We start from the raw sequence: 12,230 nt of genomic DNA, 5'->3' as shown, positions 1-12,230 counted from the left end.
ATTAATAGTAGAACCACTTGAGATTTTATATTAGTAAAATAAGTCTCTTTTACTAATTTCACCATTTATTACCCAAAGAAATGTTAAAAGCAGTGTGATTTCCTGAAATCCACTGCTTTTAGAGTTGAATGTATATATAGTTTTTATATGCGGGTACCGCAAAAGGGAACGACTTATATTATTTGGAGTCTACTTTACCGTATTTACCGCCACCACCGGATTTTAGGCGGAGTTTTCCTTGGCGGGCTTGAATGATGATATCCACGATCGGACCTTTGACTACACGTCTTAGTTCTTCTTCAGGTATTTCATGAAGAATTGCCATTTCTGTTTTAAAATAATCCCTCAGTTTTTGTAAGGTTTTCGGGCCTAGTCCAGGAATAAATTCAAGTGGTACCTGGTGTACATATGGAGGTCGATTTGGATTTAATTCATCCGTGTTTTTTAACTCCTGTAGCCTGTCAAAAACACCTTTGACAAATCCTGTATGCCCGCAGCTAGGACAAACCTCCGCCAAAACATCCTCAATGATTGTTAAACATTTATCACAGGTTGTTTTATGGTATTTTCCCAATAATGGATCTAACCCGTAATTTGCGACAACTTCTCTGCCTTCTTTTTGATGGAGGGCAAGTCTGAGTTCTTCAAATGTAGGTTCTTTCATTTTCATGATTTGATATTCTCTAGCAATTTTCGGGAGGGAATGTGCATCCGAGTTTGAGACAAAAGTGAACTGATGCAATTCTTTAATCTGATCTGCCATTTCAGTATTTGAGCTTAATCCTAGTTCGATTCCATCAATTAATTCTTCATCGAACACTTCAGTTAAAGATTGTTTTACACCCCGGCCATACATGCTTTTGTAGGGAGTGAAAACATGAGCAGGAATAAAAATGCCTGATAACTCTTTTACCTTTCTTTGCAGCTCTCTTCCATCCACATAGATCCTTTGCGAACTCAATGTTATATTTTTCATTCGTTCAGATAGCCAGGCAGAAAATAGCTTCATTTTTTCGATTGTAGGCATAAATGCGAGGACATGGATGGGTCCTTTGCAGTTATCATCGTAGATTTCAAGCTCAGATCCTAATATGAGTGTTACATTTTTAAACCGTAACCCACCTTCTTCATAGGGGTAAACATCGCCCATTTCAATCAATGACTCAAGCTCCCCAATGACTTCCGGAACATGACAATCAATGACACCAATCATGTCCATTCCTTTAATTTCAGTGGACTCCTGAAGAATATTCCCGATTGTAAGTGATTTGGCACCTGTGATTTTTACTGGTCTACCCGTATTCGTTCTTCCAATATGAATATGGAGGTCAACATAGTAATTGTTCATCTTGGCTTATTCTCCTAGTGCTTGTTGTAGTTGTAAATACTGAACTGCATAAGCCGTTTTTGCATCATAAATTTTTTGTTCTTTTATAAAATCTATTGCTTCTTCTAATGTAACCTCAAGCACATCGACAAATTCATCTTCATCCAGACCAGCAGGATTTTCAATTTTCTTTAGACCTTTCGCGATAAAAAGATGAACCAATTCATCTGCAAAACCCGGTGATGTGTAAAAAGAAATAAGCGGAGTCAATGTTTCACAATCATAACCGGTTTCTTCTTCTAATTCTCTTTTTGCAGTGACTTCCGGTGCTTCTCCTTTTTCAAGCTTTCCAGCTGGAATCTCAATAATTACTTTCTCTAATGCTTTTCGATATTGCTGCACCATTACAAGCTTTTGATCATCAGTTAAGGCAAGAATCGCAACAGCTCCGGGATGCTTGATTAGCTCACGTTTACTAGTATTTCCATTTGGTAACTCTACCTCTTCTATATGTAAATCGATAATCTTACCCTCATAAAGAACTTCCCTACTAATTGTTTTTTCTAGTAAATGATCCATTATATTGCCAGCTCCTTGTTCTACGAAATCTGTCTTCTTCATACATTTTAGCATAGTTCTTTTCGTTTTTTTATAATTCCGAGGAGGTTTGCTATGAAAATTGTGATTGGTGAAAATCGGATAGCATTAGTCGGCAAGGCTTGGGAAATACGGGCAAAACTTAAAGAATATAGCCGTTCCTACCAAACTGTCCAGGAGTGGATCAATCAAGGCAAAGCGGATCAAGGTAAAAAATAAACCCACCTGACTTCCCCTTCAAATGATTTGTGGTTCTTAGATGAAAAGGATAAAATATGACTAGATGAGAGAAGAATTACAAATTCTGGAGGGGATCGTATGGAAAAAAGAAGAATTGGAACTTCCGACTTATATGTAAGTAAAATAGGATTAGGCTGTATGTCCATTGGTACGGAAGAAAAAAACGCCTTACAAATCATTGATGCTGCTGTCGATTCGGGAATTAACTATTTAGATACCGCTGATTTATATGATCAAGGTCTAAATGAAGAATTCGTTGGAAAAGCCCTTAAATCAAAAAGACATGATATCATACTAGCCACGAAAGTCGGAAACCGATTTGAAAAAGGAAAAGAAGGATGGTCCTGGGATCCATCAAAAAAATACATAAAATCAGCTGTTAAAGATAGCCTACAGCGCCTTCAAACGGATTATATTGATCTCTACCAACTCCACGGGGGAACCATGGAAGATCATATCGATGAAACAATTGAAGCGTTCGAGGAGTTAAAAGAAGAAGGGGTCATTCGGTACTATGGAATCTCCTCTATCCGTCCGAATGTGATACGAGAATTTGTAAAAAAATCATCCATCATAAGTGTGATGATGCAATACAGCATTTTGGATCGACGCCCTGAGGAGCAGATGCTTTCCTTTTTAAATGAACATGAAGTAAGTGTTGTTGCACGCGGACCTGTAGCAAAAGGCTTACTCACCAATCGACCAGTTGAGAATGCTAGTCAAAGTATGAAACAAAATGGATACCTTGATTATTCCTTTGAGGAACTGAAGGCTGTAATCTCTAGCTTAAAATCAGATATAGCGGCCAACAGACCACTTGCTGAAATTGCACTGCAATATTGTTTGTTTGAGGATGCTGTTGCTTCTGTCATAACAGGTGCGAGTTCCATCGAACAAATTCAGAGCAATACTAAAGCCGCCAACGCTAGCCCATTAACTGATGATGAAATACGGAAAATTAGAGAACTTACAAAGGCATCTATTTATGCACAACATAGATAAACTCAAAAGAAATCCCACAGGAATACCTGTGGGATAATTGCATTATTTAAAATCTGACCATTTAAGTTCACTTTCATTGAAAAGCTCCTCAAATGATTTATTTTTTTCCCGTTGTTTTCGTTCCTCTCTTTTTCTTTCAAGTTCAGCTTCTTGTTTCTTTTGCGCTTCTTCCGTTAACTGTTGCTGAGTATTTTTTAGCTTAGAAACAATGTCCTCATTCAGTAAATCACCAAGGCTAAGCTTTTCATCTTTTTGCTTTTTCACAGATGGCTTTTGTTTCTTTTTAGCCATAGTATTCCCTCCATCCGTTGACTACGTTCACTATTAGTATACCAAAAAAAGCGAATAACCGGTTAGTGGTTACTCGCTAAAATTGCCCTAGTACGCATCAAGTACGACGTCATCAATAAGAAGCTTTGGCTCAGTAGATGCTATGATATCCTCTACCGTAAATCCTTTCGCAACCTCTACTAATTTTAAACCATTCTCTGTGACATCTATTACAGCACGGTCGGTAATGATTCGATTCACAACTCCCTTTCCGGTTAAAGGCAGGGTACATTTTGATAAGATTTTCGCTTCCCCTTTTTTATTGACATGATCCATAATCACAATGATTTTTCTGGCACCATGAACGAGGTCCATGGCCCCTCCCATTCCCTTTATCATTTTTCCAGGAATCATCCAGTTTGCAAGGTCACCCGTCTCTGAAACCTCCATACCACCAAGAATCGCAATATTGATATGTCCTCCACGGATCATCGCAAAGGATTCAGCACTACTAAAGAAGCTAGCCCCTGTCATCGCTGTTACCGTTTCTTTTCCGGCATTGATCAGGTCTGGATCTACCTCGTCCTTGGAGGGATAAGGACCAATTCCCAACAAGCCGTTTTCCGATTGTAAAACGACCTGTTTATTGTCGGAAATATAATTTGCCACCATCGTAGGCATTCCAATTCCCAAATTCACATAATTTCCATCTTGAATTTCCTGCTCTGCCCTTTGTGCAATATGGACTCTCACGTTATTAGACATTGATTTCCCCCCTTAATCTCTAACAGTTAAGCGTTCAATTCGTTTTTCATGCTTACCTACAATCAGTCCTTGAACATATATACTCGGTGTGTGTATTTCGTTAGGGTCAAGCTCACCGATCTCGACAATCTCTTCTACCTCCGCAATCGTGACTTTCCCAGCAGCAGCCATAATTGGATTAAAGTTTTGGGCTGTTTTTCGATAGACTAAATTCCCTATTTTGTCCGCTTTCCATGCTTTTACTAAACTAAAATCTGATGTTAATCCTTCTTCTAATAAATATTCTTTTCCGTTAAACTCTTTCGTTTCGCGTCCTTCAGCAATTGGTGTTCCTACTCCTGCTGGTGTATAAAATGCAGGAATGCCCGCCCCACCAGCACGAATTTTCTCCGCCAATGATCCTTGTGGAACAAGTTGAACTTCTAATTCCCCACTCAAAACCTGTCTTTCAAACTCCTTGTTTTCTCCCACATACGAGGAAATCATTTTTTTAATCTGTTTATTTTGCAAAAGGATCCCAAGTCCCCAATCATCCACCCCGCAGTTATTTGAAATGATTGTCAATTCCTTTACATTCGTTTTACGAAGTCCGTTTATTAGATTTTCTGGAATTCCAACGAGGCCAAACCCTCCTACCATAAGGGTCATTCCATCTTTGATACCGCTTACAGCATCTTCAAAGCTTGAATAGATTTTTTTCATATTTAATCCCTCCAGATAATGAAACTTCACCATTATTTCTAAATTTTCAATATCTTCTTAATGAAATTTTACAACAATCCCATTTATCCGTAAAATGAATAATAAGAATAAACTTTATTAAAAAATGGAATATATGGAGGGTTCAATGGAGTTAAAAGATTTACGCTATTTTATTGAAGTTGTAGATTATGGTAGTTTCACAAAAGCAGCGGTCAACACCTACATTTCACAACCAACCTTAAGTAAATCCATCAAAAAATTAGAAACAGAACTCAGGGTTGAACTATTTGAACGCTCAACCCGAAAGCTTATATTGACGGATGCCGGCGAAATCGTATATAAGCAGGCCTCTAAAATACTCGGTGCAACAAATGAACTTCATACATTAATAGACGACCTAATGAACCTACCAACTGGGAATATCAAAATTGGGATCCCTCCCTTAATTGGGACACTTTTCTTTCCAACGATTGCTGGGAAATTTGGAATGTATCATTCTCAAGTTTCTATAGAATTAATTGAACTTGGTGCAAAACGAATTGAACATTTAGTAGATGAAGGGAAAGTAGACGTCGGGATTGTCGTAAACCCAACAGATCACAACAAATTTAGGATACACCCTTTTATCAAAGAAGAATTTATGCTTTTTACGCATCCCACACATCTATTATCTAGTGAAAAATCTGTAAAACTAGAGCAATTAGAAAATGAATCATTTATTCTCTTTAATCAGGAATTTGCCTTACATAATTTAATTATTGAGCAGTGTCAAAAGGCGGGCTTCTCACCAAAAATTGCTTATGTAAGCTCGCAATGGGACTTGATAACGGAACTTGTGATTGCCCAACTTGGAATCACTCTTTTACCGAAATCCATTTATTCAAAAATGGATGAATCTCAAATTAACATGATCCCGCTTGAATCACCACCATTATGGGAGCTTTTAGTCATTACAAAAAAAGACAGATACCAATCCTTTGCGGTAAGGGCTTTGCTCGAGTTTCTTGCTGAGGAATTTAATCAAAATTAATAGTTTTTCATAACAAAGAAGCCTGCAAACATTGATATTTCAGTGTTTGCAGGTTTCTTACTTAACCTCCTATACTTAAAACAGTTTACTTTGCGACTTTACTTGTAAAAGGTTCAGCCTTCAACAAAATATCATCCCTTTTCACCTCATATAACCCATACGGTACCAAGCGCAATCCCGGCAAGAAGTCGCAGGTTAAGAATAACAATGTGTAAAGAATATCATGGAACGGAAATCCTCGTTCCTGCAAAGTTTTGAGTAATTCATCATGATACTCCACTGCTTTATCAAATGTTGGATTTGTTGTCATCATGCCTGTTAGTGGTAATGGGATTTCAAGTATGATTTCGTTACCATCAACGATGACAATTCCTCCGCCTATTTCGTGAACACGTGCTGCAGCTTTTGCCATCGCTTGCGGATTTCTTCCGACAACTAGCAATTCTGTCGTCGTATTATACGTTGAAGCCATGCCATCTAATGTAACCGCAAATCTTTCCAAGACAGCTCTACTCACCCAATTCCCTCTTCGGTCAATCAATGCCGAATACACAAGTCCTTCATGTCCTGACAGATCTGCGAACCCATTTACTGAAGGAATCACCGTGTCCTTCCTTGCAGTAATCACATTACTTTTAAAATAGGAAACTGGTAGTGGTTCATTTTCATCTGGATGTGGATATTGATAGAGTTCAGGATTTTCAAGAACCGATTTTGGAAATTCAAATGCTTCCCGAACAACATACCTCGTCCAGTCGATTTCCGGCATTAATGCTAATAATTGACCATTTTCTGCCACTATTTCTCCACCCGCAACGACTAAATCTGGGCGGAAGTCGACTAGGTCGGGAAGCAAAAGGATATCTGCCTTTCTTCCAGGTGCAATTCCGCCAATATAATCCTCTAAACGGAGATAAGTAGCTGCATTGATCGTTACCATTTGAATCGCATCCATCACTGGCACACCGAGATCAACCGCTTGACGGACAAGTCCATCGACAAATCCTTCTCTTTCAATAAAGCCAGGATGTGGTCCATCTGTCGTCATCACAATCCGGCTAGTGTTGACGTTTCCTTCTGTGATCATTTTTATAACTTCTACAAGGTCTGGTCGGAGTGAACTGTTCCGGAGTGTCGTCCACATGCCTAAACGAAGGCGGTCCAATGCTTCTTTTGCTGTAATTGCCTCATGACATGCAGTCACACCTGATGCGACAATTGCATTTAATTTTTCGTATGAACAGCCTGATGTATGTCCATCAGATATTTTTCCAATTTCTTTTACATAGTCCATGGTTTCGAGTAAAAATGGATCCCCATTATAAAGCAACGGCCAACGCGTTACTTCGGCTGAACCGACAACCTCCTCCATTGCCAGGAGTTCCTGAATATCCTGATGGTTATACCATTCACGTTCCCCTGGATAATCCGCCTGAGAAACAAGCCTAACAAGCCAGAGGAAATTTCCAGGTAATGAATTTAAATCATGAACCATGTCTTTGAATCCTTTTGCTCCCATATGTAAATAGAAAAATAGATTATCATTAACAGTTGTTGTTGTACCAAGTGGTAACACCTTGCTCGTCATGCTGACCGGATTGTAAACAACCCAGGGGTGGGAATGCGCCTCAATAAACCCGGGAGATACATATTTTCCTTCGGCATGAATGATCTTCGTATGTTCGCCAACCATCTCTTCACTTTCACCGACATACGCAATACTATCCCTATAAACAGCCACATTCAGCTTTAAATACTCACCTGAATACACATTGATGACTGTCCCACCTTTTATATATAAATCAGCAGGTATGTTCCCCTTTGCTACTTCCACCAGTTCACTACGTTTTGCACTAATCTTCAAACTTCTCACTCCCCATATACAATCATCTATATTACGTTTTTTATTTCTTCGTCTATATAACATAATATTAATAAGAAGAGTTTGTTACTGTCAATAGAATTGCTCGAATTAATCAAAAATTAAAAATTTAAGGCAACGGGATATGTCAATTACCCCAAAATTAAAGAGACATAGCCTCCGCTCTGTCCCTTTATCAACTATTACTCATTCAATGCCATTGCTGTCTTAATAAATTCAGTAAAAATATCCGGCTGAATCTCTTCCATCTTTTTTATTCGAATATGTCTCATACCTTTGCCTGACCCTTGTAATAATTGATTTTTGTCCATTTCCTGTAATTCAGTACCCTTATGAAAACCAAGATTCACATGTTTCTTCGATGCTTGCAGATAACATACTAATCCATTATAAGAGTAATTAGGCATTGACCATTTATATTCCTCCACCAAGTTAGGTGAGGCTTCTAGGATGATTTTTCTTAATTCGGACGTTATGTGTTGAATATCTTCTGGCAAAACCAAAATATATTGATCTACCGATTCAATTGTTCTTATTTTTTCCATTCATTATCACCTTTCATTTTTACTGATATCTACCTTCTATATAAAAATCCTCATCTAAAGAAGAATATTGTATATTTCAGTGCACTCATTTATAGTTAAATTAAATTAAGAAAAGGTGGAGAGAGTATGAAACTTGGCGCATTTTCTGTAAGTTTAAATGTAAAAGACATTCATAAATCAAAAAAATTTTACGAGAACCTTGGATTTCAAACCTTGGGTGGGGACATCACCCAAAATTGGTTAATCATGAAGAATGAAAATACTGTAATTGGTTTATTCCAAGGAATGTTTGATAAAAATATTCTCACTTTTAATCCTGGATGGGATCAAAATGCACAAAACCTAGATTCGTTTACTGACGTTCGAGAAATTCAAAAGCAACTTAAAGAAAAAGGAATAACGATGCTGACTGAAGCTGATGAAACAGGTGAAGGACCCGCACATTTCGTGTTAGAAGACCCAGATGGGAATCAAATTCTTTTCGATCAGCATCGATAATACATAACTCAAATACAGCCTTCGCCCACTATACAGTGGGAAAAGGCTGTATTATTTGATAGAATCTTTTACTATTTATTTCGCGTTCTCATCTGGTTGATGAATCCCAAATATGTTTCCTTCGGTATCAACATAATAGCCCTGCCATGCCATTCCAGGTAGTGCATATTTCGGCATTGCTACCTTACCGCCGTTGGCGATAATTTTTTGCTCAGTAGAATCGTAATCCTCCACACCCATTGTACAAGCATAGCCATTCAATGGCTGGTTTGCTCCTGGAGGAGGACTCTGTCTTTGCATCAATGCTCCATTAATACCAAGTTTATTTTCATCTCCAGTGACCGCTCCAAAATATGGCATCCCCGCATAGTCAGTCCAATCTTCAAATTTCCAATCAAATACATCACCATAAAATGTTTTTGCTCGTTCCATGTCATCTACATGAATTTCAAAATGTACTAATCTTCCCATCATATCCTCCTACATTTTCATCATTTTTTCCACAGTATGTAATTTCTACATAGGGTGTTGATGTACCTCCTACATTCTTGGAAAAAAGAGAAAAAGTTATTCATTCGTTTCCAAATACGTTTTCAAAGAATCTAAATCTTTTTCACAAGCCTTTCTAAAGGTTCCTGCCATCAATTTACCGAAAAATTTAGCTATACCAGTCATTCCGTTGATTTCACCATTCAACGTAATAAACGTCTGTCCTTCTGTTGAAGCAAGTATGTATGTAAACAAAAATTCTCCTTTACCTGTTGTTCCTTTTGTCCCATCACAGCGAAGCACAATTTTATTTGGTTCATTAAGTTCAATTACTTCAAAATGTTCAGTAGCCTTCGTTCCAAACATCTTTCTTGTTTCTCTCCATTCACTTCCCACACGCATTTGTCCTTCATCTAAACGTTCTATTCCTACAAATCCTTGCATCCATTGTTGTGCAGATTCAAGATCTAGTAACCCTTGATACACTTTTTGCTGAGATACAGCGATGGTCTTTTTTACTTCAAATTGAATACTCAAGCAGACTTCCTCCTCAAAGCACTTAATTATACGTATATCATACACAATTTCCGTAGTTGAAAGGATTTATTTTTGCGTTTATACTTCAAAATATATAACTTTTGGAATAAGGAGGATACCGATGAATATGTCAGACCCGTCTCTTAAAGAGATTGCAATTTTATTTTTAAAATCAGCAGCATCAGGAAATGTTCGCGAAGCCTATCAGAAATACGTTAGTCCTGATTTTTCCCATCACAACCCCTATTTTCGTGGTGATGCAGAAAGTCTCATGCTCGCCATGGAAGAAAATGTAGCCCAAAACCCACAAAAGATTTTTGAGGTGAAGATGGCAATTCAGGGTGAAGATAAAGTTACAGTATACTCACATATCAGACAAAATCCGGATGATCTCGGAGCAGCCGTTGTACATATCTTTCGTTTCGTTGATGACCAAATTGTTGAGTTATGGGATATTGGACAACCCATACCAGAGAATTCTCCAAATGAAAATGGGATGTTCTAATAAGTTTTTTTCTAACAACAAAAGCAGCCCAACAGGACTGCTTTTGTTAAAACACATACTGAATCACAAAATTACTAATAAACAAAATCGCGATCATATAAAGTGCGGGGTGAATTTCCTTCCCTTTCCCCATCAACAACTTCATTAATGGATATAAAATAAAGCCAATCGCCATGCCGTCCGCAATGCTATATGTTAGTGGAATCAACACAATAATTAAAAGTGCAGGAAAGCTCTCCGTAAAATCATCCATCGAAATGTTCACAATATTTTGCAGCATCAGAACGCCGATTAAAATTAGAATCGGAGAAACCGCGCTTGCAGGAACCATTTTAATCACTGGAATAAATAACATTGAAACGAAAAACATAACCCCAGTTACAATACTGGTTAGCCCTGTTCTTCCTCCAGCCGTAATTCCTGCAGCTGTTTCCACAGACGCAACTGTTGGACTTGTTCCAAAGACTCCAGAAGATAATACAGACACCGCTGTTGCTTGAAGTGATTTTTTACTACTTTCTGGACGATTTAGCATATTGGTATGTCCATGAATCAAACCAATGTTTTCAAAAACGAGAACCATCGCTAATGAAATGGAGGTTAACCAAAAGACGATATTGCCCGCTTCAGACCATGATAGTTGGCCAAACACACCAAAGTACTCCTGAAAATCAGGTGTCGTTAAGGAAATCCCCTCAACATGTGCTCCGCCAAACCAAATGGATAATACTGATGTAATCAAAATACTTAATAAAAGATTGCCGGGTACATTTTTAATAAATAATAAAACGGTTATGATTAGCCCAATAAATGTTACGATGACAGTTGGACTGCTTAAATCTCCAATTGCTAGTAATGTGTGTTCAGAACTTGTAATGATACCAGCATTATCAAACCCAATTAAAATCAACAGAATTCCAATTCCAATTGTAATTGCTTCCTTTAAGGAATTCGGAATCGATGATGTTATCACTTTAGCCAAAGGTGTAAAAGCAATCACAACGAAGATCATCCCTGAAACGAATACCATCGCCAGCGCTTCTTGCCATGTAAATCCACCTGATTGCACGATTGTGTAAGTAAACATTGCATTAAGACCCATTCCAGGAATGAGGAGAATAGGTGTATTACTCCATAATCCGATGATTACACATCCTAAAAAACTCGTTAAGATTGTTGCTATGATTCCAGCTTCCATCGGAATGCCTGCTGCTGCCAGAATCGTAGCATTCACAATAATTATATAAACCACAGTTATATATGAAATTAGTCCTGCAGAGAATTCTTTCCCAATTGTAGTTCCATGTTGTTTTAAGTTAAAAAATCGTTCCATTTTAATCACCTTTCTATTCGCCTAAAAACGATTCTAATCATAACATGGACTTCACTATATGAAAAATATATAATTCATATAGAAACCATACTTTTTTCGTATAGAAGGAGAAATTAATGGACATTAAGCAATTACGCTATTTTATCGCAATAGCAGAGGAAAAAAATATTACAGCCGCAGCAAACCGGTTACATATGTCTCAGCCACCATTAAGCATGCAATTAAAGCAGTTGGAGGAAGAACTCAGTGTTAAACTGTTTGAGCGCAACGGCAAAAGTATGGATTTAACCGATAAAGGTGAAGTCCTCTATCAACGTGCATTGCATCTCGTCAACAGTGTAGAGGAAATTAAAAATGAAATTCAAGAAACGGAAGAAGGTACAAAAGGAGTTCTTGCTGTAGGAATCAACACTTTGTCTGTTTCGGGTTTTTCTGACATGCTTGAGGCCTTCCATAAAAAATATCCTCTCGTCACTTTGAAAATCGTTCAAAATGACTCCTATTACTT

General features: G+C 37.8%; 16 protein-coding genes. 6 read left to right on the top strand and 10 right to left on the bottom strand.

The window, feature by feature from the left end; all coding sequences use genetic code 11:
* Window positions 1-178: 178 nt before the first annotated feature.
* Both V7147_RS22955 and V7147_RS22950 read right to left on the bottom strand, forming a co-directional pair.
* Window positions 179-1,348: an endonuclease Q family protein gene (locus tag V7147_RS22955; RefSeq protein WP_335370121.1), complete on the bottom strand. Its 1,170-nt coding sequence runs from the start codon at window positions 1,346-1,348 to the stop codon at window positions 179-181.
* Window positions 1,349-1,354: 6 nt separating this feature from the next.
* Entirely contained in the window at window positions 1,355-1,906 is a 552-nt protein-coding gene (locus tag V7147_RS22950; protein WP_335370120.1) for an NUDIX hydrolase, read from the bottom strand.
* A gap of 93 nt (window positions 1,907-1,999) precedes the next feature.
* On the opposite strand from V7147_RS22950, the gene mciZ reads away from it, so the two are divergent.
* The gene (gene mciZ / locus V7147_RS22945) at window positions 2,000-2,143 is read left to right on the top strand and encodes a Z-ring formation inhibitor MciZ (RefSeq protein ID WP_335370119.1); all 144 of its coding nucleotides are present in this window, start codon (window positions 2,000-2,002) and stop codon (window positions 2,141-2,143) included.
* A gap of 99 nt (window positions 2,144-2,242) precedes the next feature.
* On the top strand, window positions 2,243-3,166 hold the full coding sequence (locus tag V7147_RS22940; RefSeq protein WP_335370118.1) for an aldo/keto reductase: 924 nt from the start codon (window positions 2,243-2,245) through the stop codon (window positions 3,164-3,166).
* 42 nt (window positions 3,167-3,208) lie between these two features.
* Here V7147_RS22940 and V7147_RS22935 read toward each other — a convergent pair whose 3' ends face one another.
* The 3 genes from V7147_RS22935 to V7147_RS22925 form a co-directional block, all read right to left on the bottom strand.
* On the bottom strand, window positions 3,209-3,457 hold the full coding sequence (locus V7147_RS22935) for a YqkE family protein (RefSeq protein WP_335370117.1): 249 nt from the start codon (window positions 3,455-3,457) through the stop codon (window positions 3,209-3,211).
* A gap of 87 nt (window positions 3,458-3,544) precedes the next feature.
* Window positions 3,545-4,201, bottom strand: a complete 657-nt coding sequence (locus tag V7147_RS22930; protein ID WP_335370116.1) for a 3-oxoacid CoA-transferase subunit B — start codon at window positions 4,199-4,201, stop codon at window positions 3,545-3,547.
* A 12-nt stretch (window positions 4,202-4,213) separates the two neighbouring features.
* Window positions 4,214-4,903, bottom strand: coding sequence for a CoA transferase subunit A (locus V7147_RS22925; protein WP_335370115.1), 690 nt, complete (start codon window positions 4,901-4,903; stop codon window positions 4,214-4,216).
* Window positions 4,904-5,048: 145 nt separating this feature from the next.
* Here V7147_RS22925 and V7147_RS22920 point away from each other — a divergent pair, with 145 nt between their 5' ends.
* On the top strand, window positions 5,049-5,933 hold the full coding sequence (locus tag V7147_RS22920; RefSeq protein WP_335370114.1) for a LysR family transcriptional regulator: 885 nt from the start codon (window positions 5,049-5,051) through the stop codon (window positions 5,931-5,933).
* 85 nt (window positions 5,934-6,018) lie between these two features.
* On the opposite strand, the gene V7147_RS22915 is transcribed toward V7147_RS22920, so the two are convergent.
* On the bottom strand, window positions 6,019-7,797 hold the full coding sequence (locus tag V7147_RS22915; protein WP_335370113.1) for an adenine deaminase C-terminal domain-containing protein: 1,779 nt from the start codon (window positions 7,795-7,797) through the stop codon (window positions 6,019-6,021).
* A gap of 200 nt (window positions 7,798-7,997) precedes the next feature.
* Complete coding sequence (locus tag V7147_RS22910) at window positions 7,998-8,360, bottom strand: DUF1801 domain-containing protein (protein WP_335370112.1); 363 nt, start codon at window positions 8,358-8,360, stop codon at window positions 7,998-8,000.
* A gap of 126 nt (window positions 8,361-8,486) precedes the next feature.
* Between V7147_RS22910 and V7147_RS22905 the strand changes: the two genes are divergently transcribed.
* Complete coding sequence (locus V7147_RS22905; protein WP_335370111.1) at window positions 8,487-8,858, top strand: VOC family protein; 372 nt, start codon at window positions 8,487-8,489, stop codon at window positions 8,856-8,858.
* A 75-nt stretch (window positions 8,859-8,933) separates the two neighbouring features.
* On the opposite strand, the gene V7147_RS22900 is transcribed toward V7147_RS22905, so the two are convergent.
* Complete coding sequence (locus V7147_RS22900; protein WP_335370110.1) at window positions 8,934-9,329, bottom strand: VOC family protein; 396 nt, start codon at window positions 9,327-9,329, stop codon at window positions 8,934-8,936.
* A 96-nt stretch (window positions 9,330-9,425) separates the two neighbouring features.
* Window positions 9,426-9,884, bottom strand: coding sequence for an SRPBCC family protein (locus V7147_RS22895; protein WP_335370109.1), 459 nt, complete (start codon window positions 9,882-9,884; stop codon window positions 9,426-9,428).
* A 121-nt stretch (window positions 9,885-10,005) separates the two neighbouring features.
* On the opposite strand from V7147_RS22895, the gene V7147_RS22890 reads away from it, so the two are divergent.
* Window positions 10,006-10,389 carry a nuclear transport factor 2 family protein gene (locus V7147_RS22890; protein ID WP_335370108.1) on the top strand — a complete coding sequence of 128 codons (384 nt, stop codon included), beginning with the start codon at window positions 10,006-10,008 and terminating at the stop codon, window positions 10,387-10,389.
* A 46-nt stretch (window positions 10,390-10,435) separates the two neighbouring features.
* Here V7147_RS22890 and V7147_RS22885 read toward each other — a convergent pair whose 3' ends face one another.
* A complete protein-coding gene (locus V7147_RS22885) occupies window positions 10,436-11,722 on the bottom strand; it encodes an NCS2 family permease (RefSeq protein ID WP_335370107.1) in 1,287 nt (428 codons plus the stop codon).
* Between the two features lie 116 nt (window positions 11,723-11,838).
* Between V7147_RS22885 and V7147_RS22880 the strand changes: the two genes are divergently transcribed.
* Window positions 11,839-12,230 (top strand): LysR family transcriptional regulator (locus V7147_RS22880; RefSeq protein WP_335370106.1); only part of this gene is annotated, 392 nt, incomplete at its 3' end.

Origin of the sequence: Bacillus sp. JJ1521, assembly GCF_036965165.1 — a bacterium.
Taxonomy (GTDB): Bacteria; Bacillota; Bacilli; order Bacillales; family Bacillaceae_L; genus Ferdinandcohnia.
Note: the sequence above shows the minus strand (reverse complement) of the source record. Positions and strands in the feature narration are given on the sequence as shown.

Excerpts from the sequence above, each read along its gene's own strand:
- V7147_RS22955 (WP_335370121.1), bottom strand. The coding sequence starts at position 1,348 with ATGAACAATTACTATGTTGACCTCCATATTCATATTGGAAGAACGAAT.
- V7147_RS22950 (WP_335370120.1), bottom strand. The coding sequence starts at position 1,906 with ATGGATCATTTACTAGAAAAAACAATTAGTAGGGAAGTTCTTTATGAG.
- mciZ (WP_335370119.1), top strand. The coding sequence starts at position 2,000 with ATGAAAATTGTGATTGGTGAAAATCGGATAGCATTAGTCGGCAAGGCT.
- V7147_RS22940 (WP_335370118.1), top strand. The coding sequence starts at position 2,243 with ATGGAAAAAAGAAGAATTGGAACTTCCGACTTATATGTAAGTAAAATA.
- V7147_RS22935 (WP_335370117.1), bottom strand. The coding sequence starts at position 3,457 with ATGGCTAAAAAGAAACAAAAGCCATCTGTGAAAAAGCAAAAAGATGAA.
- V7147_RS22930 (WP_335370116.1), bottom strand. The coding sequence starts at position 4,201 with ATGTCTAATAACGTGAGAGTCCATATTGCACAAAGGGCAGAGCAGGAA.
- V7147_RS22925 (WP_335370115.1), bottom strand. The coding sequence starts at position 4,903 with ATGAAAAAAATCTATTCAAGCTTTGAAGATGCTGTAAGCGGTATCAAA.
- V7147_RS22920 (WP_335370114.1), top strand. The coding sequence starts at position 5,049 with ATGGAGTTAAAAGATTTACGCTATTTTATTGAAGTTGTAGATTATGGT.
- V7147_RS22910 (WP_335370112.1), bottom strand. The coding sequence starts at position 8,360 with ATGGAAAAAATAAGAACAATTGAATCGGTAGATCAATATATTTTGGTT.
- V7147_RS22905 (WP_335370111.1), top strand. The coding sequence starts at position 8,487 with ATGAAACTTGGCGCATTTTCTGTAAGTTTAAATGTAAAAGACATTCAT.
- V7147_RS22900 (WP_335370110.1), bottom strand. The coding sequence starts at position 9,329 with ATGGGAAGATTAGTACATTTTGAAATTCATGTAGATGACATGGAACGA.
- V7147_RS22890 (WP_335370108.1), top strand. The coding sequence starts at position 10,006 with ATGAATATGTCAGACCCGTCTCTTAAAGAGATTGCAATTTTATTTTTA.
- V7147_RS22885 (WP_335370107.1), bottom strand. The coding sequence starts at position 11,722 with ATGGAACGATTTTTTAACTTAAAACAACATGGAACTACAATTGGGAAA.